Annotated in this window: 17 protein-coding genes and 1 pseudogene; 11 read left to right on the forward strand and 7 right to left on the reverse strand. The window is 38.9% G+C overall.

Annotation, left to right across the window (positions count from 1 at the left end; all coding sequences use genetic code 11):
- Positions 1-401: 401 nt before the first annotated feature.
- From E0H89_RS08105 to E0H89_RS08115, 3 genes are all read right to left on the reverse strand, one after another.
- Complete coding sequence (locus E0H89_RS08105; RefSeq protein WP_131216134.1) at positions 402-2048, reverse strand: AMP-binding protein; 1647 nt, start codon at positions 2046-2048, stop codon at positions 402-404.
- Positions 2049-2287: 239 nt separating this feature from the next.
- Positions 2288-3424 carry an acyl-CoA dehydrogenase family protein gene (locus E0H89_RS08110; protein WP_131216135.1) on the reverse strand — a complete coding sequence of 379 codons (1137 nt, stop codon included), beginning with the start codon at positions 3422-3424 and terminating at the stop codon, positions 2288-2290.
- 414 nt (positions 3425-3838) lie between these two features.
- Positions 3839-4609, reverse strand: coding sequence for a 3-hydroxyacyl-CoA dehydrogenase (locus E0H89_RS08115; RefSeq protein ID WP_131216136.1), 771 nt, complete (start codon positions 4607-4609; stop codon positions 3839-3841).
- Positions 4610-4765: 156 nt separating this feature from the next.
- On the opposite strand from E0H89_RS08115, the gene E0H89_RS08120 reads away from it, so the two are divergent.
- The 4 genes and pseudogenes from E0H89_RS08120 (at position 4766) to E0H89_RS08135 (ending at position 8774) form a co-directional block, all read left to right on the forward strand.
- Entirely contained in the window at positions 4766-5785 is a 1020-nt protein-coding gene (locus E0H89_RS08120; RefSeq protein ID WP_131216137.1) for an AraC family transcriptional regulator, read from the forward strand.
- 206 nt (positions 5786-5991) lie between these two features.
- Positions 5992-6345: a hypothetical protein gene (locus E0H89_RS08125; protein ID WP_131216138.1), complete on the forward strand. Its 354-nt coding sequence runs from the start codon at positions 5992-5994 to the stop codon at positions 6343-6345.
- Between the two features lie 627 nt (positions 6346-6972).
- Positions 6973-7941 carry an aliphatic sulfonate ABC transporter substrate-binding protein gene (locus E0H89_RS08130; RefSeq protein ID WP_131216139.1) on the forward strand — a complete coding sequence of 323 codons (969 nt, stop codon included), beginning with the start codon at positions 6973-6975 and terminating at the stop codon, positions 7939-7941.
- Positions 7942-7943: 2 nt separating this feature from the next.
- Positions 7944-8774 (forward strand): annotated as a pseudogene (locus E0H89_RS08135) (ABC transporter permease).
- 54 nt (positions 8775-8828) lie between these two features.
- Here E0H89_RS08135 and prmC read toward each other — a convergent pair.
- Together prmC and prfA are read right to left on the reverse strand one after the other, a co-directional pair.
- On the reverse strand, positions 8829-9647 hold the full coding sequence (prmC, locus tag E0H89_RS08140) for a peptide chain release factor N(5)-glutamine methyltransferase (protein WP_131216140.1): 819 nt from the start codon (positions 9645-9647) through the stop codon (positions 8829-8831).
- Positions 9648-10736: a peptide chain release factor 1 gene (gene prfA / locus E0H89_RS08145; RefSeq protein ID WP_131216141.1), complete on the reverse strand. Its 1089-nt coding sequence runs from the start codon at positions 10734-10736 to the stop codon at positions 9648-9650.
- Between the two features lie 366 nt (positions 10737-11102).
- On the opposite strand from prfA, the gene E0H89_RS08150 reads away from it, so the two are divergent.
- The 6 genes from E0H89_RS08150 to E0H89_RS08175 all read left to right on the forward strand — a co-directional run bounded on the left by E0H89_RS08150 (position 11103) and on the right by E0H89_RS08175 (position 15582).
- Positions 11103-11534: a hypothetical protein gene (locus E0H89_RS08150; protein WP_131216142.1), complete on the forward strand. Its 432-nt coding sequence runs from the start codon at positions 11103-11105 to the stop codon at positions 11532-11534.
- A 193-nt stretch (positions 11535-11727) separates the two neighbouring features.
- Positions 11728-12165: a hypothetical protein gene (locus tag E0H89_RS08155; RefSeq protein ID WP_131216143.1), complete on the forward strand. Its 438-nt coding sequence runs from the start codon at positions 11728-11730 to the stop codon at positions 12163-12165.
- Between the two features lie 189 nt (positions 12166-12354).
- Complete coding sequence (locus tag E0H89_RS08160; RefSeq protein WP_131216144.1) at positions 12355-12855, forward strand: hypothetical protein; 501 nt, start codon at positions 12355-12357, stop codon at positions 12853-12855.
- A 160-nt stretch (positions 12856-13015) separates the two neighbouring features.
- Positions 13016-14017, forward strand: a complete 1002-nt coding sequence (locus E0H89_RS08165; protein ID WP_131216145.1) for an LLM class flavin-dependent oxidoreductase — start codon at positions 13016-13018, stop codon at positions 14015-14017.
- A 170-nt stretch (positions 14018-14187) separates the two neighbouring features.
- Complete coding sequence (yiaA, locus tag E0H89_RS08170) at positions 14188-14664, forward strand: inner membrane protein YiaA (RefSeq protein WP_131216146.1); 477 nt, start codon at positions 14188-14190, stop codon at positions 14662-14664.
- A gap of 363 nt (positions 14665-15027) precedes the next feature.
- Positions 15028-15582 (forward strand): NAD(P)/FAD-dependent oxidoreductase, encoded by a 555-nt coding sequence (locus E0H89_RS08175; protein WP_131216147.1) that lies wholly within the window; start codon positions 15028-15030, stop codon positions 15580-15582.
- Between the two features lie 50 nt (positions 15583-15632).
- Here the strand turns inward: E0H89_RS08175 and E0H89_RS08180 are convergent, their stop codons facing one another.
- Both E0H89_RS08180 and ppsR read right to left on the reverse strand, forming a co-directional pair.
- Positions 15633-16403 (reverse strand): hypothetical protein, encoded by a 771-nt coding sequence (locus E0H89_RS08180; RefSeq protein ID WP_131216148.1) that lies wholly within the window; start codon positions 16401-16403, stop codon positions 15633-15635.
- Positions 16404-16470: 67 nt separating this feature from the next.
- The gene (gene ppsR / locus E0H89_RS08185; protein WP_131216149.1) at positions 16471-17307 is read right to left on the reverse strand and encodes a posphoenolpyruvate synthetase regulatory kinase/phosphorylase PpsR; all 837 of its coding nucleotides are present in this window, start codon (positions 17305-17307) and stop codon (positions 16471-16473) included.
- Positions 17308-17461: 154 nt separating this feature from the next.
- On the opposite strand from ppsR, the gene ppsA reads away from it, so the two are divergent.
- Positions 17462-19840 carry a phosphoenolpyruvate synthase gene (ppsA, locus tag E0H89_RS08190; protein WP_131216150.1) on the forward strand — a complete coding sequence of 793 codons (2379 nt, stop codon included), beginning with the start codon at positions 17462-17464 and terminating at the stop codon, positions 19838-19840.
- Positions 19841-22039 lie beyond the last annotated feature (2199 nt).

Below are 22039 nucleotides of genomic sequence, written 5' to 3' on the forward strand. Positions count from 1 at the left end.
TATTCCTACTATGCTCACTGGGTATTGATCTAAAACATGACGATGCCATAAGTATTTATTAAATACAGGGTTAGCTGTGAGTGCCTTATAACCGCAGCAGTAAGTAATAGTTTTCCTAAATTCACTATGTACTTATGGGCATTGGGAAAGACTAAGCTACTGACCTTTTTTCCCGTCGAGAGACGAACTTGAGCCTTTACAGTTAATAATGCTATTCAAAAACTTTAAGCAATTACTAGGCAAACATCAAATCACTAAATATTAAACCTGACATTTCTAGGTGGCGGAGTGTCTAAATAGTGATATTCAATTTACGTATTCCCACAATAAAAAACCGCCCTTAATGACGGTTTTTTATTTCTACGAACTCTCGAATCTAGGTCAAAATAAGGAAAGTATGGCTAGACTGCTTTTTGAATGCCCTGCATTTTGGCAACTTCCTGTTGCTTAAGTAAATTGCGTTGAATTTTTCCACTCGAGGTTTTAGGTAAAATATCCACAAATTCAATTTCTTTAGGATATGCATGTTTAGATAAGCGTGAACGTACATATGCCTGAAGTTTATGACTCAACTCATCTGAAGCTGAAAATTGTGGTTTAAGAACCACAAAAGCTTTGACTACTTCTGTACGTTCTAGATCTGGCTTGCCAATCACTGCCGACTCCAAAACCTCTTCACATTCAAGCAAGGTGCTTTCAACATCGAAAGGACCTACGCGATAGCCTGACGTTGTAATGACATCGTCAGCACGTCCAATAAAATCTACCCCACCAAATTCATTTAACTTCACCGTATCACCGGTTAAATAATATTTCCCCACAAAAGATTTAAGGTCATTTCCTCCATAACCTTTAAACCAGGTTAAAGGTGACTGAGAAAAGTCGATAGCCAATGTGCCGATTCCACCTTTTTCAACTTCTTCATTGTTTTGATTTAATACTACAAAACGATGCCCTGGGTTGGCAAAACCCGCTGAACCCACTTTCTTTTCATGTTCCAAAGCATGATGATTGGCAACCACCATCCCCAGTTCAGTCTGTCCATATTGATCATAAATATTTACGTTTAAATCATGGTTAAACCAGTGAATCACTTCAGGTGTTAAAGGCTCACCTGCACTACTCACCACACGTAAATGCTGTTTAATTGATGGATCAAATTTTTCCTTAAATCCAAAGAACATCCGAAATGCAGTTGGCGATCCGGTCAAATTACTGACTTTATATTTTTGAATGATCTGCACGGCGTTATCTACGCTAAATGCACGCTCATCCATAATAATGCTATGCCCAAGACTTAAAGGTCCGGCAATGCCATAATACAAACCATATGCCCAACCCGGATCTGCCAGATTCCAGAAAGAATCTTCTTCACGCAAATCCACTGCATAAGTCATATACCCTTTAAATGCTAGAACAGCTTTTAAAGGAACAGGAACAGATTTGGCCAATCCAGTCGTACCCGAGGTAAACATCATCAGGAAATCATTTTCAAAGCTTTGCATTACTGGTGCAAAAACTGAAGATTGCTTGGTCAGTTCGCTCCAAAAATCTGCATCTTGATGACTTAATGTATTTAATGGATGTGCTGTTAAAATATGCTTTATGGCAACCCCATGCAGTTTTTTACGCTGTTCATCATTGGTCACAATCAATTTTGTTTTAACGGTATTGATTCTGTGTTCAATGGCTTTCGACTCAAACGCAGTAAACAATGGCTGATAAATTGCACCCATGCGCCATGTCGCTAGAATCGTAATCAGTAATTCCGGCGTACGCGGCAATAAACCTGCAATACAATCTCCTGCTTTTAAGCCTACTGATACAAAATAATTTGCCAATTTTCCAGAAGCTTCTGCCAGCTGTTCAAATGTCCATTCGGCAGACTCGCCATTTTTGCCTTCCCAGATTAAGGCTGTTTTATTTAAACCAAGATAACGCCCGCAACATTCAATATAGGCATTGACTGATTCAGCTGTACCTACCAATTGCTCTGCAAGAAAATCATCAAAATTAAACTCTTGATATGCCTGTTCTAATGTCTTCATGACCACAACCTCTCATCCGTTCTTTTATAAACAAAGCTCCTGCTTTGTTCTGATCCATTTTGCTTATTGTTGTCATCCTAAAAATGCCAAAAATCATTCAGCATTTTCAATTTTTTAGCTTCACTCTTAAACTAGATAAACATGATTTCTCACCTCCTGCAATTTCCTCATCCATCAAAAAATGTGCAGGATTTGAACACCGACCAAAGTCTAAAATTCAATCACCATTCGATCGCGATTTAGATTTTAGTCACTTCACGGGCAATGACTAAACGCTGAATATCCGATGCACCTTCATAAATCTGGCTGACCCGTACGTCACGGTAAATACGCTCTACCGGAAAATCAGACACATAACCATAACCACCGTGGATTTGAATGGCATCAGAACAGACGCGTTCCGCCATAGTTGATGCAAACAGTTTTGCCATTGAGGCTTCTTTTAAACACGGCAAACCTGCATCTTTTAAAGTTGCAGCATGGAAAATCAGTTGACGTGCGGCTTCAATCTGAGTGGCCATATCGGCTAAACGAAATGCCACGGCTTGATGCTGAACAATCTCTACACCAAATGCTTTACGTTCATTGGCATATTCCACCGCAGCATCAAGTGCAGCACGCGCCATGCCGACTGATTGTGCAGCAATACCAATTCGCCCTGACTCCAGATTGGATAAAGCAATTTTGTAACCTTCACCTTCCTTGCCCAATAAATTTTCGGCAGGAATCCGGCAATTTTCAAAGATGATGGTTGCAGTATCTGAACAGTGTTGTCCCATTTTTTCTTCTAGACGAGAAACAAGATACCCTTCATTATCCGTCGGTATGATGAAACACGAAATGCCTTTTTTCCCTGCAGATTTATCAGTCACGGCAAAGACAATGGCAACCTGCGCATACTTACCTGTAGTAATAAACTGTTTAGTGCCATTTAATACCCAATCATCGCCGTCACGTTCTGCCTTGCATTCCAGTGCACCTGCATCCGAACCGGCTTGTGGTTCAGTTAGGCAGAAACAGCCGAGCCATTCACCTGTCGCAAGTTTGGTTAAGTATTTTTGTTTCTGATCTTCTGTGCCGTAGCGCTGAGTTATACCGCAAGGCAGTGAGTTTTGGACGCTCACAATAGTAGAAATTGCGCCATCACCTGCAGCAATTTCCTCTAAAGCCACCACAAGCGATACATAATCCAGACCGGCACCACCCCATTGTTCTGACACAGTCATACCTAAAGCGCCAAGTTCACCCAGTTCTTTTAATTCTTGTGCAGGGAATTTGGCAGTTTTATCGCGTTCAGCAGCAGTTGGCTTGAGCTTGTTTTGCGAATAATTGCGCAACATGTCCTGAACCATTTTTTGTTCATCATTTAAAATCATTGAGCTTCCTTTTCTATATCTATTTTATTCATTTCAAACTTTTTAAAAGTTACTTCATTTGGAATACATGACGACGACCTGAAGGTCTCCTGTGAAACTGAGATACAAGGATGTATATTCAATTTCACAAAGGATTTCTGTTTCTTTTGATCCTTCAAAAGAAAATGAGTGGCTACGTAAAGTCTTTAAACTCGACCGACAATTTCTTCAAAACATCTGAAACTCAAAAACGTCATCTCCAACCTGAGCGGAAGATCAATAGCAATGCTTGGAACAGGTTTTAGATAACTGGGGTTTTCTTGCAGACTCAAAATATATTTTGGGGCCATCATTTTGCCGAAATAAAAGTAACAGAATGAGCTACTTCAAAATAATTTATAGAGATAATACTTCGTAGTGAAAATACCAAAAAAACTACTTTGGCTGCATACGAATCGCACCATCCAAACGAATCACTTCACCATTTAAATAAGTGTTTTCAAAAATATGACCGACCAGATGTGCAAACTCTTCCGGTTTGGCTAAACGTGGTGGAAACGGTACCATCTGTCCTAAAGCATCCTGCACATTTTGAGGCATAGCTTTAAGCATTGGGGTTTCCATAATGCCTGGCGCAATGGTCATTACACGAATGGCTTCACGAGCCAGTTCACGTGCCAAAGGCAAGGTCATGGCAACTACGGCACCTTTTGAAGCGGCATAAGCAGACTGACCAATTTGACCGTCGAATGCTGCAACTGATGCTGTATTTACAATGACACCACGTTCTTCTTCACCGGCCTTCAATTCATATTTTGCAATCAGATTCGCAGCAAAACGAATCATGTTGAACGTCCCGCTGACATTAATATTTAAAACTTTTTGGAACATGGCCAAATCATGGATGCCATCGCGTCCAAGCACTTTGGCGGAAGGCGCAATACCCGCACAATTCACCAAACCATTCAACTGCCCATATTGTTGTTCAATATTTTCAAAGAATGTTTTTACCGCATGTTCATCGGTCACATCCAGTTTTATAAATACTGAGTTTTCGCCTAATCGCTGCTGCATTTCCTGACCAAGCTCTTGATTCATATCAACCATGAGCACTTTTGCGCCTTGACCGACCAAATAAGTGGCTGTAGCCGCACCTAAACCAGATGCACCGCCTGTCACTACAAATACTTTTCCTTGAATTTTCATTTTCTATTCCTGTTAATTCTTTGAATAAACACTCGACTTAAGATGCAGAGTAAATGCAGTTAAGCTAGAGTACAATTTCCAAATATTGCATCCTCTCTGATGGATTTGGACAGTCCAAGTTAAGGCAGCAAAAATACGGAATACGGATATCTGTACATGAAGGAACAAGACTTAAATTACAGTAAAGGTACGATCTCGATCAGTCTGGTACATGAAGCACTGCTGTCGGCAAAGCATCAGGGATTGAATACCCAAAACATCTTGGTCAAATCCGGTATTCCGGTTGAGTTAATGCAGTCCAACAAAGCCCGTGTTTCAGTGTCACAATACGCCCAGCTTTGGACTGAACTTGCCGATGTCATGAATGACGAATTTTTTGGTATGGACAGTCACCCCATGCGTCGCGGCAGTTTTAAGCTTTTATCAAAATCCGTTATACATGCCGAAACACTAGAAATAGCATTACGACAGATTTTACAATTTTTAAATCTGGTTCTGGATGATTTTATGAGTCAGCTTTTCGTTCAGGAAAACTATGCTTATATTGTGATTTACGAGCAAAAGCAGACCAAAAGAATGTTCAGTTATGCTACCTATTTAATGCTGATTCATGGTTTGATGTGTTGGTTAAGCGGACAAAGAATTCTACTCAAGCAGATTCAACTTAAATGTAATGCTCCGTTGGATGATCAAGACTATAAAGTCCGTTTTTGTAAAGATATCCAATACAATAGCAACGAAAATTATATACAGTTCGATGCCAATTATTTAAATATCCCGATCAAACAAGATACACAATCATGGTATCGGTTTATTCAGCAAACGCCACAGAATTTATTGGTGCGCTTTAAAAATCCGAATGCCATTAGTTCGCAGATCCGTAAACACTTGATGAATGTTCCGCCATCTGAATGGCTGGAGCTGAATGAAATTGCACAACGTTTAAATATGTCGGATGCCACCATTCAACGGCGCCTAAAAAGTGAAGGTATCAGTTATCAACAACTCAAAAATGATATACGGCGTGATACTGCTATTGAATTTTTAACCAAAACAGATAAATCCCTACAAGATATTAGCGATGAATTAAACTTTCATGATCCGAGTGCATTTCATCGTGCTTTCAAGAAATGGACGGGTGTCAGTCCCGGTACTTATCGTCAACATAAAGAGTAATAAGTGGCTTATATTTACAAAGACTAAAAATGATTAATTCATAGTATTAAAAATTTCATGAGTTTAAAAAGCAATATGCTGCTCATCGAAAGATGGTTGCATTTTGTTCCAAAATAGGTTATTTTTCATTCAATTTAAAAGCATAATTTTATGCTTGACCTGCTGTACTCCTCCCCGTGAAATCACCTTAAATTAAAGGTTCTGACATGCTTAAGATGATTGATGTACTAGAACAAAACTTGGTACAAAATTTTACTCACTCTCTCAACACCCCCACTTTTCAATTTGATGAGCTTTTGAATCAAGGTATTTTAAATGCCTCTGAGTCAGAACTTCAGAAGGCTGTGCTCAGCTTTTTCAATCGTGAAGATGCAATTGAATCAGCACAGGCACTGGATATTAGCGCTGAACGTATTCAAGCTTTACAAACGGGTGTCGCTTTAAAAGATGATCGATATCTTGCAGATACTGCAAAAATTGTGGCGCTTTGCTTGGCACTGGAAACTGATGCACTGAATCAATTAGACATATCTGATTGTTTACAAGACTTCCCAGTATAAATCTAAAGTAAATTAAAAAAGCGACTTAATAAAGTCGCTTTTTTTGGCTCAATTTGGGCTCTTTACTACACCTATATACGATATTTTTATTCATTCGCTTAAAACATGGCGTTAGCCACCAGTTCTATTTTTTACTGAACCGCTAATAGGTCAATTACGGTATTTTGAGCACCCATTAAGGCATCAACCAATCAATCAATCAATCAATAGCGTTCCAATGATTTTCTCAAATATAAAAATAAAAGATATCGAAATATACCAACCTGCGTTCAAATAATCTTTGATTGAAATAGCCTTCTATTTAAATCTTGCAGTTAGAAAGGAGCTATTGTCGGCATTCCCCCTTAATTGAAAGTATATTTTATGTAATTACAAGGTAATTTCATTGTATTTCCAACCTTTAGAACAAACCCTATTTTAATTTTATTCATTGCAATGTATCTTTTTGATATAAAGCAGAAAATTTTAAAAAATAATTTTTTATCTAAGAAAATTCAAGCAGTTAAAATATTTAATTCAACATATGAAAAATTAAGATAATTTTATAAAAATTACTGTTTTCTCTTTTACTATTCATGACTGGCAGTATTCCCCTTATACCGAGTTCTACAATTTTATGGGGTTTATATGCACACTTTCAGTTCTAAAACTAAAATATTATTTACCGCAGTTACACTCAGTTTTGGGAGTCAGTCCAGTCTCGCGGCTTTGCCCGACACCCTTAAACTGGATTATGCTTACTACGCTCCTACTAGCCTGGTGGTTAAGGAACAAAAAATTTTAGAAAAAGCGCTGCCTAAGACTGAAATTAAATGGGTCTTTAGCCAAGGCAGTAACCGTTCACTCGAATACTTAAATAGTGATAGCCTAGATTTTTCATCGACCGCGGGTTTAGCAGCAGCCCTTAGCCGTGCCAATGGGAGCCCGATTAAAACCGTATATATTCAAAGTCAGCCGGAATGGACTGCTTTAGTGGTTGCAAAAAACTCGCCGATTAAAAGTCTTAAAGATTTAAAAGGTAAAAAAATTGCAGCAACCAAAGGTACCGATCCTTTACTGTTCACCTTACAGGCACTTGAAACTGCCGGTTTAAATAAAAAAGAGGTTCAACTAGTACACTTGCAACATCCGGATGGCAAAACGGCGCTTGAGCGTGGACAAGTTGATGCCTGGGCAGGTTTAGATCCCTTAATGGCAGCTGCACAAATACAGTCTGGTGCAAAACTGCTTTATAGAAATGTCGGGTTCAATAGTTACAGCGTATTGAGTACCAAAGAACAGTTTGCCAAACAAAATCCGGAAGCCATTGAAGCTGTCATTAAAGCCTATGAACAGGCACGTAAGTGGGCCAAAGCCAATCCGGATAAACTTGCAGAATTGCTGGCGCGTGAATCTAAGCTGCCTATTGCCGTGACTAAACTTCAACTTAGCCGAACTAATTTTGAGCAGAACATTCCCACTGCAAAACATATCAATGCACTAAAGAAATCGGCAACAATTTTGACTGAAGAAAATTTGGTTCGTCCAGGTACCAATGTCAATCAGGTGATTGATCAACTGTTTGATGCAAGATATGCACAGAAAGTTGTGAAGTAACAATGAGTTTGACTACAACAGCTCTTAAGGCAGCGATTAAACCTGAAGTGAATAGCGCTACAGCTCCTCGTTTGCTTAAAGTCATGAGCAAGCTTAAAGGAATGTTCATCCCTGTTTTTGCACTGATTTTGTGTGAAATTTTAGTCAAAAATGGTTTTATCTAGCCTTACTTGCTCTCAGCACCTAGTAGTTTGTGGGATTCTTTCCTAGAACTGTCTACAGGGGATTTATGGCTTCATATCTGGACCAGTACTTGGCGGGTATTTTTAGGATTCTTTATCGGTAGTAGTCTTGCACTCATCTTTGCCATTCTGGTCGGCTTAAACAAACAAGTCGAAGATTTTTTGGAACCTTCTTTTTCAGCGCTTAAAGCGATTCCCAGTCTGGCTTGGATTCCACTTTTACTTTTATGGTTAGGCATTGATGAGACGTCTAAAATCACCTTGATTGCAATAGGTGCTTTTTTCCCGACCTATACCAATACCGTTGCCGCAATTCAGGGGGTAGACCGTAAACTGATTGAAGTCGCGCAAGTCTATCGCCTGAAATATTTGCAGCAAATCAAAGAAATTATTTTACCTGCCGCTTCCCCTGGCATTTTAACCGGGTTGCGCAACAGTTTAAGTTTGGCCTGGATGTTTATGATTGCCGCCGAACTGATTGCTGCAACCCAAGGCATCGGCTATTTACTCAGTGATGGACGAGAAACATCTCGACCTGAGATTGTCATTATTGCGATTATATTATTGGCGGTTTTAGGAAAAATAACTGATAGTTTAATGAAGCTGGCTGAAAACTGGCTGTTACGTTGGCGCGATGTGGTCAAAAAATAAAGCGCTTTTCAGCGCTTTATTTTTAAATCTTAGAATCTATTACTACTTTTTCAGTTATTTGGAACAACCAACCGTTACCCGATTATTACCGCCGTAATCTTTAATGGTTTGAATATCTTTATACCCATATTTTTTAAACAGTTGATACACCACACCAGCTTGGTCATAACCATGCTCAAGTGCAATCCAACCGTTGGCAGTTAACCACTTTTTACCGTTTTGAATGATAAATTCAATATCAGCCAGACCATTATTGCCTGCAACCAAAGCACGTCGAGGCTCTGCCGCCAAACCTTTAATGTGTTTATCCTGAGGATCAATATAGGGAGGATTCGATACAATCACATCAAAGAACTGATTTTTTTCTAACGCTTTAAACCAACTGCCTAATGCGAATTTCACATGATTCAAATCATGCTTATCCGCATTAAATTTCGCTACTTCTAAAGTGGGCGCATAAATATCAGTCGCTGTGATAGCCCATTCAGGACGTTCACTGGCAAGAGATAAAGCAATTGCACCTGTGCCTGTACCCATATCTACTATACGTGCATCTTCAGGTAGGTCTAAATGTAAAACCGTTTCAACCAGCACTTCTGTATCAGGACGCGGCACCAAAGTATCTTTGGTCACTTTTAAATCTAGCGTCCAAAATGGCTGTGAACCTGTCACATAGGCCAACGGTTCGCCATCTTCGATGCGGTTCAAACCATCGATATACGCTTGCTCTTGCTCAGCAGTCAGTTGCTGATCTTTCTTCATCACCAAATCAAAAGAATCAATTTTGGTGATGTGTTCGAGTAACCAAGCATTTTCTTGGCGCTCATAACTTTCTGCTTCACCACGTAAGGCCAGAGCCTGTGCAATATTCAATTAACCACCATTCTGTTGTGCAAGCATTGCCAGCTGATCTGCCTGATATTCACGATGTAAACTATCGAGCAATTCTGTTAAATCACCTTCCATCACCGCATCTAACTTATATAAAGTTAAGTTAATGCGGTGATCGGTCATCCGGCCCTGCGGATAGTTATAGGTCCGGATACGCTCTGAGCGGTCACCTGAACCGACCAAATCACGGCGCATTTCAGAAGTAGCCGCATCGGCAGCAGCACGTTTGGCATTTTCTAAGCGCGAAACCAGTAAAGCCATGGCTTTGGCTTTGTTTTTATGCTGTGAACGTTCGTCCTGACACTCAACCACTGTACCGGTTGGAATATGGGTAATACGCACCGCAGAGTCAGTTTTGTTAATGTGCTGACCACCCGCGCCCGATGCACGATAAGTATCAATACGCAGTTCAGATGAATTGATTTCAACCGAAGTATCAACGTCCACTTCAGGCAGAATCGCTACCGTACATGCAGAGGTATGTACGCGGCCCTGAGACTCAGTTGCAGGTACACGCTGCACACGGTGCGCGCCACTTTCAAATTTCAGGCGACCATACACGCCTTCACCATTAATCAGGCAAATGACTTCTTTATAACCGCCATGCTCGCCTTCATTTTCAGATAGGATTTCTAATTTCCAGCCTTGAGCTTCGGCATACTTGCTATACATGCGATATAAGTCACCCGAGAAAATCGCAGCTTCATCCCCCCCGGTTCCGGCACGAATCTCTAAATAGGCCGAGTTGGCATCATTCGGATCTTTCGGAATCATCAGGATATTTAAGTCTGCTTCGAGGGAGGAAATCAGCGCCTTGTTTTCCTGAATTTCTTCCTGCGCCATTTCCTTAAAGTCAGGATCGGACAACATGGCTTCAGCAGTCTCAATGTCTTTTTCAGCTTGAGTGTACTTTTTCCAAACTTCGGTAATTTCCGTTAAGTCATTATGTTCACGCGAAAGTTGACGAAAGCGTTTGTTGTCAGAAATGACTTCTATATCCGCAAGCAATGCGTTTAATTCTTCATGACGGTCAGAAAGTTGATCTAATCGTAAACGTAACGATTCTTTCATTTTGCAAAATATCTCAATACAAAGGCTATCTCCATGCCTTATGTGACATAGATCAGCTCAAAAAAATTGTGCCTAGTGTAACGATTCTAAGGTTTAAATGACATAGATATTGTTGAGGTAAGCTAGCTTATCCACAAGGATTTTCTGAAAATAGGATTGAAATTACTTTTAATTTTATTCACATTTCAGTCATAAATACATATTTCAGGAAGATTCCTCCACATTATTAATATAACTTTACAAAGTAAACACTAAACGCCACAACTCTGATTGCTCGTCTCCATATTTATCTAAAAGATTTTTGTTACATTTGCCCCATCGAAATAACTTAATTAGAACGTCCGCTTTTTGGACATGGAGTTCACTATGAAACTGAATGCATTATTATTAAGCGCAACATTAGCTGCATCATCAATGATGGCAGTCAATGCCCATGCCGACAATTCAACTCGTATTGCTGCAACTTCTGCTTTAGGTAGTGTCGCGGGTACTGCTCTTGGTAAGCAAATGGGTGGTAATACTGGCGCAATGATCGGTTCTGCTCTGGGCGGTGCGGGTGGTGCTGCTGTTTCTGCTGATCGACGTAATCGTACCGGTGCTGCCATCGGTGGTGGTCTAGGCGGCGTAGGCGGTTATGCGGTAGGTAAAAATATGGGTGGTACGACTGGCGGTTATGTGGGCTCTGCATTGGGCGCAGCCGGTGGCTCAGTTCTGGGTAAAAAAGTATCAGAAGATCGTCGTGCCGACCAACGTTCTTACAAAAAACATTCTAAAAAATACCGTCGCAGCCATCGTTAATTTATCATCGTTCGGCTGAACAGTAAAAAGCACCTTCGGGTGCTTTTTTTTGCTGCATCTTTATAACTTGTTAATTATGGATAAATTTGGCAGAAAAAAACTACACACCCTTAACAGCTCATCCATCTTCTTTTCCACATTTTTTATTACATTTAACTCAAGAGATAACAAAAGATTCCAACTGGAGTTCACCATGAAATTTAATTCAATTTTATTTGCTACAGTCATTGCAACTTCTGCTATTGCAACTACAGCAACTTATGCAGGCAATACTACCAATGTTGCTTTAACCTCTGCGCTGGGTAGTGTTGTAGGTACTGCTGTGGGTAAACAAATGGGTGGCAATACTGGTGCAATGATTGGTTCTGCAATTGGTGGTGCGGGTGGCGCTGCTGTTTCAGCAAATAAACGTGACCGTACCGGTGCTGCCATTGGTGGTGGTTTAGGTGGTGTGGGTGGTTACACTGTCGGTAAAAGCATGGGGGGTTCAACTGGTGGGTATATCGGTTCGGCCTTAGGCGCTGCTGGTGGTTCAGTACTGGGTAAAAAGGTAAGTGAAGACCGTCGCTATGATGATCGTACAGACCGCCGTTACAACAGCTATAACAACCGTCGCTACAATCGCCGTTAAGCGTCAGATTTAAAGTTTAAAGCACCTTAGGGTGCTTTTTTACTTTTTAATGATGAGAATCAATGATTAATTATGGATAAATCTAGCAGAAAAAAAATACAAATGATGAACAACTCATCCATTTTCATTTCTAGATCTTTTATTACATTTAACTCAAGAGATAACAAAAGCTTCAAAAAGGAGTTTGCCATGAAATTTAATTCAATCATTCTTGCTGCTGTAGTGGCTTCATCTGCTTTAACGATGACTACAGCCAATGCAGGTAATGCAACGAATACAGCATTAACCTCTGCCTTAGGTGGTGTCGTAGGTGCCGCAGTCGGTAAACAGATGGGTGGTAGCACTGGTGCAATGATTGGTTCCGCTATCGGTGGCGGTGCTGGTGCTGGTGTTGCTGCAAACAAACGTGACCGTACTGGTGCCGTGATTGGCGGTGCTTTGGGTGGTGCGGGTGGTTATACCGTAGGTAAAAACATGGGTGGAACCAACGGTGGTTATATTGGTGCTGGTTTAGGTTCGGCTGGTGGTGCATTACTGGGTAAAAAAGTAAGTGAAGATCGCCGTTATGATGATCGCTATGATCGTGATGAGCGTCGCTATAATGACCGTTATGACCGTCGTAACAATAGTTACCGTTATAACGACCGCCACGACAATGGCCGTCATGTAGGCTGGAACAAACGTCGTTAATTCTAAAGATTCAATTTAAAGCACCTTCGGGTGCTTTTTTTTATTTAAGTGCTGCAATTACTTAATTCATACTGAGAATAGCAATATATCGAAAAAAAACGATATACAAACTCTATCAGTCATCGTATGCTTTTCTTAGCTTCCATATTTGAGAAAACCAATGCGCTCATTAAAAGATATCCAATTTTCGATACTTGAACTTGCACCCGTCCGTGATGATAAAAGCATTCAATTTTCACTGCATCATGCTTTGGAAGTGGCACAAAAGGCTGAACAATTAGGTTATAAACGTCTATGGTTGGCAGAACATCATAATATGGACGGCATTGCCAGTTCAGCGACTGCTGTTTTACTCGGTTATATCTTAGCCAATACACATAGCTTAAAAGTCGGTTCTGGTGGCATCATGCTGCCCAATCATGCCCCACTGATCGTTGCTGAACAATTTGGTACTTTAGCCACCCTTTATCCAAATCGTGTTGAATTGGGTCTTGGTCGAGCACCCGGTACAGATCAGGTCACGATGCGTGCTTTACGTCGCGGTCGCCAGGAAACAGAAGATCAGTTTCCACAAGATGTACTGGAAATTCTGCAATACTTTAGAGAACCCGTACCGCATCAACGTATTGTTGCAACACCCGGTCAAAACACCCATGTTCCGGTTTGGCTTTTAGGTTCAAGTTTATTTAGTGCGCAACTGGCCGCTAAATTAGGACTTCCCTATTCCTTTGCTTCACATTTCGCGCCACGCATGCTCGATCAAGCGATCAAATTGTATAGAGAAAATTTTGAGCCTTCTGAATATTTAGCTCAGCCTTATGTTTCCATGGGTGTTCCCACTGTAGTCGCTCAAACCGATGCAGAGGCTGAATATCTGGCAACTAGCGCGTATCAACGTGTACTGGGCTTAATGCGTGGGCAAAGTTTAAAACTGAAAGCGCCTGTTGAAACGATGGAAGGAATTTGGTCACCGGCGGAAAAAATGTCAGTCGATAATTTTTACGCAATGGGACAAATAGGTTCACCAGAAACCGTCAAAGCAGGTTTAGAAGAACTTTTAGAAAAATATAATGTTGATGAGTTCATTTTTACCTGTGATATTTACGATACAGATAAACGCATTCAGAACTTTGAATTACTCATGGATATCAAAAATTCCTGATACTTTTCAACCCTCTTAAATAGCACCTGTATAGGTGCTATTTTTATGTCAAACCCCTACTCAACTCATCATTTTATTTATCTATTACCCACCCAACAATATTTGCGATATTGTTTAGCTTAGGCATAATAGCTGTATAAAAACAATTGAATACAAAAATGGAGAATAGAATGAATCAATATATTAACAAACCTACTTCTGCATTTATTGCTGCAAGTTGGGTCGCTCTGATCGCGGGTGCAGCAGCATATATCATCGGCTTATTTAACGCGCCCATGTTACTAAATGAAAAAGGCTATTATTTAATCCTGATCTTATATGGCTTATTTGCTGCAGTCTCCTTGCAAAAAATTGTCCGTGACAAACTCGAAGGCATTCAAGTAACTACTATTTATTTTGGACTTTGCTGGGCATCTATCATTATCTGTATTGCATTACTGGCTATTGGTCTATGGAATGCCTCACTTGCATTAAGTGAAAAAGGGTTTTATATCATGGCATTTTTACTAAGTTTATTTGGAGCCGTTGCGGTTCAAAAGAATATTCGTGATTTAGACTATCTCAGATCACATCTCCAATCACCAAGTGTTCCTAATTATACCAATACAGAATTTCAGCATATAGAACATGATGAAGAAAAAAAATAAGCTGTCATATGTATTAGAAATAAACTTAAGACCTGCCCTTTACTTGCAGGTTTTTATTTTTTTATGAAATCACAATTAAAAAATTATGCAGATCAAGCAGAAGAGAATTGTTAGCCAAGATGAATACTCTAGGAGTATGAGACAAATTAAATGCGAACATCGCAGCAATTGATATTAAATTATCTAATTTTAGGCACATAACCACTTAAATCGTTGGCAAAAATTAATTCATATTCTTATCAGCAATACAGTTGCGATGACTGACCAGATTCCAGAAAAAACTTTACCAAAAGTTCCAACTTGGATATACCAATGAATTGCAGAACCGACCGCAACAAAGTAAAAATAAGAAAGGATATATAAATGGTTAACAAGAAAAAGAATCCATTGGATGGCTTCTTTCAAAATTCACCCGATTTTTTTCAAAAATTTAAGGGAAAAATCATTTCATCAGAAGATCTTAAACACTTTGATTTTTCCAATTTAAATGTTGCTATTGTCGGTGCAAATCAAATGACAGTGACGCATTTAGATCAAATCTGTAATCATGCAAAATTGGTTAAAATCTTTCAAATTGCACCGCATTTTATTTTGCCCCATACAGAAAAAGGCATTCATAAACTGCTTTCGCATCCTTTAATTATTAAAAATCGCCGCCTGTTTAATAACCGGGTTAAATCATTACTGGCTATTCGCTATCTTGAATCACAAGTGAAAGACAACTGGTTAAAACGTCAATTAATGCCCAACTCGGCAAGTGAAAACAAAGTGTTCTTTAAGTCAGATACTTACTATGCAGCATTACAGCGTAAAAACTGCAACTTAATTACCTGGCCGGTGGTTAAAATTACAGAGCAAGCCATACAAAGCATGGAAGGCATTGAACATCTGGTGGATATAATTATCACAACCTATTAAGTTTCAAACACAAAAAAGAGGCTAATATGCCTCTTTTTTAATCGACCAATTTATTTTACCGTACCGATATATTGATAACCGTTTTTAGTTTTTTGATAACGCAAATAATTTCGCGTTAATTCACCCGATGGCTTAATCATAAGAATATCAATATTTTTAGTATCCTGAGACACACGAATATAGTACCGATCCATATCAAAAGGCTCTATATTTTTTGGATAATAGTTACAGTCATAGCTGACATTAATCTGATCCAGCGCTTTGGTTTTAGTCTTAAAAATACTCACGCTTTTATAATGTGCATTTTTAATTTGATTCGCTTGAATACTATATTGCCCAACACAACCACTGCCTATATAAACTCTAGAAATAAGATAAGTTGGCACAGTATTCAATTGAGTTTGACGAATCGCTTTAATAAATCCCCCATCATGGAGTGCGTGTGTAATGACTTTTTCGCCCTGCTTGAACTGCACATAAGACTCAAATTCCCGCATTGAGCCACCTGCAGAAACATTAAGCGTATAAAACTTGAGCTTTCGATCAGGACTGTAATTTAATGAAAGTAGGTTTTTATCGAGTAATTGTTTAAATGGGTATCGAAAACTTTGCGGATTTTTCTCAATAAAGCTAGCTATTTTTAAAGCAACTTCTTGATTAGTGCCATCATTTTCATAGCGGTCAGTCAGACTGGTTTTATAATATTTATTGATGACATTACTTTCAAATTGAGCAACCGATTCTGCAAAAGTCGAGCTATTTACCAGATTCAACATAGCGAAAAAAAGAGCGATTATTTTTAAATTTAATATTTTATACATATAACAATCCTCTTATTTTTCGATTATATAAAGTAGAGTTAAATATTAATTTAACTCTACTGTTACTTTAACCAATACGACGTTTAAGACCTGTCATTTGTAAAACACGGGTTGAAATTTCTTCAATCGACATTTCCGAAACATTCAAGTATTTAATGCCTTCAGAAATATAAATCCCTTCAACCGCACGAAGCTCCATCTGGCATTGACTGAAACTTGCATAACGGCTGTTTGCTTTACGTTCAGTACGAATCGCTACAAGACGCTCCGCATCAATCATTAAACCAAACAGTTTACTTTTATGCGGACGCAATACCGCAGGCAAACGGTTGTCATCCAGATCTTCTTCAGTTAACGGATAGTTTGCTACACGAATGCCAAACTGTAATGACAAATAAATTGAGGTTGGGGTTTTACCTGAACGTGACACGCCAATCAAGATTAAATCAGCTTTATCATAATGGCGTGTACGTGCACCATCATCGTTGTCCAAGGCAAAATGAACCGCATCAATACGAGATTTATATGACTCTGAATCGGTCACCGCATGGGTTTGCCCGACTAAAGTTGTAGGAGGAGTACCCAAAACCTCAGACAACTTCCCAATAAGCCCTTCAAATACATCAAGATTTACAGCATTTGCCGTATTAATAATGTCACGTACATAGGGGTCTACAAGGGTATCAAACACCAAAGGTTGCTGCCCATCACGATCAGCACGTTGGTTAATCTCTGCAACCACATTCATTGCGGCTTCTTCGGAGCTAATATAAGGAATAATATGAATGTCAAAATTAACATGAGGAAACTGTGCTAACAGTGAGTGTCCAAGGGTTTCAGCCGTAATTGCAGTACCATCGGAAATAAAAAATACACTGCGCTTAATTTGTTTACCTTCTGACATTAAAATTCTCCTTAAATATTTGTCTAAGTACTGTAAAATCTTTATAGTAAACCGATCTTACATGACTGTCGCCGAGTTAAATCAAAAAGCTTCGCGATTTGTTATAATCTCATGCCAAGATAGTGATTAATACTGCAAAAGTGGAGTAACAACTTTGGAAGCGCGCGTAATTGGTCTAGAAAAATTAGGGAAACACGACGTTGAACTTGTAGGTGGGAAAAACTCATCTTTAGGTGAAATGATCAGCCACTTATCTAATGCTGGTGTGTCAGTACCAGGTGGTTTCGCAACTACAGCGGCTGCGTATCGTGAATTTCTCGAGCAAAGTGGCCTAAACGCTAAAATTCAGGCAGAGCTATCAACTTTAAATGTTGATGACGTAAATGCTCTTGCAGTAACTGGCGCCAAAATTCGCAAATGGATTGTCGATACTCCGCTTACAGCAGAACTTGAAAAAGAAGTTCGCAACGCTTTCGCTGAATTGTCTAACGGCAACCCTGATATCGCGGTTGCCGTTCGTTCATCTGCAACTGCAGAAGACTTACCAGATGCTTCTTTTGCCGGCCAGCAAGAAACTTTCTTGAACATTCGCGGTATTGATAATGTATTGATCGCGATCAAAGAAGTTTTTGCATCTTTATATAATGACCGTGCAATTGCATACCGCGTACATCAAAACTTTAAACACGAAGTTGTTGCCTTGTCTGCAGGTATTCAACGCATGGTACGTTCTGAAACAGGTGCTGCCGGTGTAATGTTTACACTGGATACAGAATCTGGTTTCCGTGATGTTGTCTTCATTACTGCATCTTATGGTTTGGGTGAAATGGTTGTTCAGGGCGCTGTAAACCCTGACGAGTTTTACCTGTCTAAACCATTATTAAATGCAGGTAAACATTCTATCTTGCGTCGTAATCTTGGTTCTAAACACCAAAAAATGATTTATGGCGAAGAAGCTTCTGCTGGTAAATCGGTGGTTATTGTAGATGTTGAAAAACAAGATCGTCAACAATTCGCGCTAAACGATCACGAACTGCAAGAACTTGCCAAACAAGCATTGATCATTGAAAACCATTACGGTTCACCAATGGACATTGAATGGGCGAAAGATGGCGACGACGGTCAAATCTACATCGTTCAAGCACGTCCTGAAACAGTAAAAAGCCGTGAAAATGTCGGCACAATGGAACGCTACCTGCTTAAACAAAAAGGTACTGTGATTTGTGAAGGCCGTTCAATTGGCCAACGTATCGGTTCGGGTCGCGTACGTATCGTTTCTTCAATTAAAGAAATGGACAAAGTACAACCAGGTGACGTTCTTGTATCTGACATGACTGATCCGGACTGGGAACCAGTAATGAAACGGGCTGCAGCGATTGTTACCAATCGTGGGGGTCGTACTTGTCACGCAGCAATTATCGCTCGTGAACTTGGTGTTCCTGCTATCGTAGGTTGTGGCAATGCAACTGAAGTGCTTACTGATGGTCAGGAAGTAACTGTATCTTGCGCAGAAGGTGATACAGGCTTCATCTATGAAGGTTCTTTAGATTTCGAAATTCAACGCAACTCGATTGAATCAATGCCTAAACTTCCGTTCAAAATCATGATGAACGTGGGTAATCCTGACCGCGCATTCGATTTTGCAACCATTCCAAACGAGGGTATTGGTCTTGCACGTTTAGAATTCATCATCAACCGCATGATTGGTGTGCATCCTAAAGCGTTATTAAACATTGACAGTCTTCCACGCGAAACTCGTGCAGCTGTTATGGCACGTACAGCAGGCTACTCTTCTCCAATCGAATTCTATGTAGAAAAATTGGTTGAAGGTATTTCAACACTTGCTGCTGCTTTCGCTGACAAACCAGTGATTGTTCGTATGTCTGACTTCAAGTCAAACGAATATGCGAACTTGATCGGTGGTAAGTTATACGAGCCGGAAGAAGAAAACCCAATGCTTGGTTTCCGTGGCGCTAGCCGTTACGTTTCTGACAACTTCCGTGACTGCTTTGAGCTTGAATGCCGTGCATTGAAGAAAGCACGTGATGAAATGGGCTTAACCAACATTCAAATCATGATTCCTTTCGTACGTACAGTTGCTGAAGCGAAACGTGTGATCGAGTTATTGGCTCTGAATGGTCTTAAACGTGGTGAAAATGGTCTTAAAGTGATCATGATGTGCGAATTACCGACCAATGCATTGTTGGCTGAACAATTCCTTGAACACTTCGATGGCTTCTCTATTGGTTCTAACGACTTGACTCAGTTAACACTTGGGCTTGACCGTGACTCTGGTATTGTTTCACACCTGTTTGATGAACGTGATCCAGCAGTTAAAGCGCTACTTTCTATGGCGATTCATGCATGCCGTAAAGCAGGTAAATACGTGGGTATTTGTGGTCAAGGTCCTTCTGACCACCCTGATCTTGCACAATGGTTAATGGAACAAGGTATTGAATCAGTATCGCTAAACCCAGACTCGGTTTTAGACACCTGGTTCTTCCTTGCTGAAGAAAAGGCTCAAAAAGCTTAATAAACTCTGTTAAAAAAGACCCAAATCTGGGTCTTTTTTATTTTATTAATTATAAAGACTTAAAATAAAATATTGCAGTTCATCTAAAAATAAGCATAAAAATCAATCTCTAGTTGTACATTGAAGATACGATAAAAAAATAGTGAGCCATTTTGTAGATGGGATTTATGTGTGGCAACATGTTCGAAGCAGAAGGAAAATATACATACCTTTCAACAAAAAACCTGTTTAATTCTCCCAAATTAAACAGGCTTAATTTACGCTGAATTTTAGATTTTTTTGCAGTTATTGTTTGTTTTTACTAAATATATAATCAAATTATTTCAATATGGTGAAAACAAAAAAATACGATTATTTAATGAATTGTATTTTTTTTGATTGACTATTACTTTATCTCTTTCAAAAAATCACGACAAACCTTAATTTCCTCATTATCAACTATGGAACCGATTTACATCGCATGAAAGCTAAATACATACCTGAAGAAATAGAAAATTAGATTCTCTTTTATTTCATCCGCAAAAATACCTGCCAAGTATGAGAAGTTACAACTAGAAATCAGAAACTAAAATGATAGAATCATAAACCATATTTTATACAAAAAATTTTTTAACTAAAATAGTAAATTACAATAACCCTCTTTCATAAATTTAAAAAAAAGTATCTTTTTGACTATTATCTATAGCAAAAGATTTACCCTATTCATGCATTCTGTCTATAGCATATATCGAATCAAACTAACTTTCTGAAACACAGTTCAAGCGACACACCGGCATCTCATGCTTAACTTATTTAGTGGTTGAGTAACTAAAAATGCATGTCCCTGCCAAAAGCACACCGCCTAGTTAGGCTTGGAAGATCAAGTTCTGCTTTATCTGAACTATTAGGGGAAATACCAAAGTTTATTCCATATTGCGACAAGTTATGGTATTTCAGAACCAATAGCCTCAAGAATTTTACATCTTGTAGAAGACTGTTTGATTCAGTCCAATCTGTTTAATTTGCCCAAGAGTTTGTTTGACGGTAAAGGGATAGACGGGAATGTTGTGATCAACAATGCTACAAAAACTCCCATGCAACGGCCTAAAAATAGAAAAAAACTACAGCGTTAAGAAGAAGCCCCATACCTTTAAAGTACAGGCCATGATTTACTACAAGACTCAGCAGTTACTGAGCTTATGTGCTAACCGTGGTACAGTAAATAATTTCAAGCGATTTAAACGTAATTTACAGCAGATTCCTTGCAGGGTTTTTATCTTTGCAGATAAAGTCTATCAAGGGATTTATAAGGTGTATTCAAAGCACCTGTTGCCAGTAAAAACCAAGAGACGTTGTAAATTAAATGCTGTACTAAAACACTATCAGCAAGGAAATCAGTAAAATAGGAATAGATATTCAGCATGCATTTAGCAGTCTAAAACATTCAAAATCCTTGCGAAACATTATCGAAGTCGAAGTAAAAAACTTGGTTTAAGATTTAATTTAATCGCTGAAACCTAGGACTTGGAACTGAGCAAAAAAATAATCTATAAAAGAGGTCTAGTCTTTTTAGATTAATATATTTCATTTAGTATTTTATATAATTACGATCCATCTTGACTAGCTCCTGTTCTACTTCAGCAATAATTCTCTGCATCTCTTCCCTCTTTTGGCTTTTCGATTGAATATATACTGATAGTACTAGGCCCAAACAGCATATAAAAAATATGCTTATAAGTACTACCAATTTTCTATCTTGCATGCCATTAACTCAAACTTTTATTTATCCAAAAAATTTTATATTTTGCTAATTAGTTTTCAATGGTTAAGCTAAGTAAACCATAGATTTTTATCAAAAATTACATTTATTTTTTACTTTTCTTTTCTTGTAGCCATAAAAAAACTCGCCATGGGGCAAGCTTTTTTTGGATTTAACCCTATTACGCAGGGTTTATCACGTAAAAGTAAGTCAATATTACGAATAATAAAAACACAGCAGCTACTAAATAGCTACCTGTAGTATTAAAACTTTTAATAAAATCGTACATATAAACATATCAAGATTGTAACTTTTGGTAAAATATACAATATAAAATTTTCATATTCAATATTGATTTGAATAATCAAAAGTGCTTTTTAATACATTTTTATACAGTTTCACATTGGGTAAGCTTCTTAATTATCCCGAATCATGTATAAGAAATTAACTTGAAAAATAGG

Origin of the sequence: Acinetobacter sp. ANC 3781 (assembly GCF_004331285.1) — a bacterium.
Lineage (GTDB): Bacteria > Pseudomonadota > Gammaproteobacteria > Pseudomonadales > Moraxellaceae > Acinetobacter.

Bases quoted from the DNA above. Each gene is read 5' to 3' on its own strand.
- E0H89_RS08180 (WP_131216148.1), bottom strand. From the start codon at position 16,403: ATGTATAAAATATTAAATTTAAAAATAATCGCTCTTTTTTTCGCTATG.
- E0H89_RS08150 (WP_131216142.1), top strand. From the start codon at position 11,103: ATGAAACTGAATGCATTATTATTAAGCGCAACATTAGCTGCATCATCA.
- yiaA (WP_131216146.1), top strand. From the start codon at position 14,188: ATGAATCAATATATTAACAAACCTACTTCTGCATTTATTGCTGCAAGT.
- E0H89_RS08110 (WP_131216135.1), bottom strand. From the start codon at position 3,424: ATGATTTTAAATGATGAACAAAAAATGGTTCAGGACATGTTGCGCAAT.
- E0H89_RS08105 (WP_131216134.1), bottom strand. From the start codon at position 2,048: ATGAAGACATTAGAACAGGCATATCAAGAGTTTAATTTTGATGATTTT.
- E0H89_RS08125 (WP_131216138.1), top strand. From the start codon at position 5,992: ATGCTTAAGATGATTGATGTACTAGAACAAAACTTGGTACAAAATTTT.
- ppsR (WP_131216149.1), bottom strand. From the start codon at position 17,307: ATGTCAGAAGGTAAACAAATTAAGCGCAGTGTATTTTTTATTTCCGAT.
- E0H89_RS08115 (WP_131216136.1), bottom strand. From the start codon at position 4,609: ATGAAAATTCAAGGAAAAGTATTTGTAGTGACAGGCGGTGCATCTGGT.
- E0H89_RS08175 (WP_131216147.1), top strand. From the start codon at position 15,028: ATGGTTAACAAGAAAAAGAATCCATTGGATGGCTTCTTTCAAAATTCA.
- E0H89_RS08120 (WP_131216137.1), top strand. From the start codon at position 4,766: ATGAAGGAACAAGACTTAAATTACAGTAAAGGTACGATCTCGATCAGT.
- prfA (WP_131216141.1), bottom strand. From the start codon at position 10,736: ATGAAAGAATCGTTACGTTTACGATTAGATCAACTTTCTGACCGTCAT.
- E0H89_RS08155 (WP_131216143.1), top strand. From the start codon at position 11,728: ATGAAATTTAATTCAATTTTATTTGCTACAGTCATTGCAACTTCTGCT.
- E0H89_RS08160 (WP_131216144.1), top strand. From the start codon at position 12,355: ATGAAATTTAATTCAATCATTCTTGCTGCTGTAGTGGCTTCATCTGCT.
- E0H89_RS08130 (WP_131216139.1), top strand. From the start codon at position 6,973: ATGCACACTTTCAGTTCTAAAACTAAAATATTATTTACCGCAGTTACA.
- E0H89_RS08165 (WP_131216145.1), top strand. From the start codon at position 13,016: ATGCGCTCATTAAAAGATATCCAATTTTCGATACTTGAACTTGCACCC.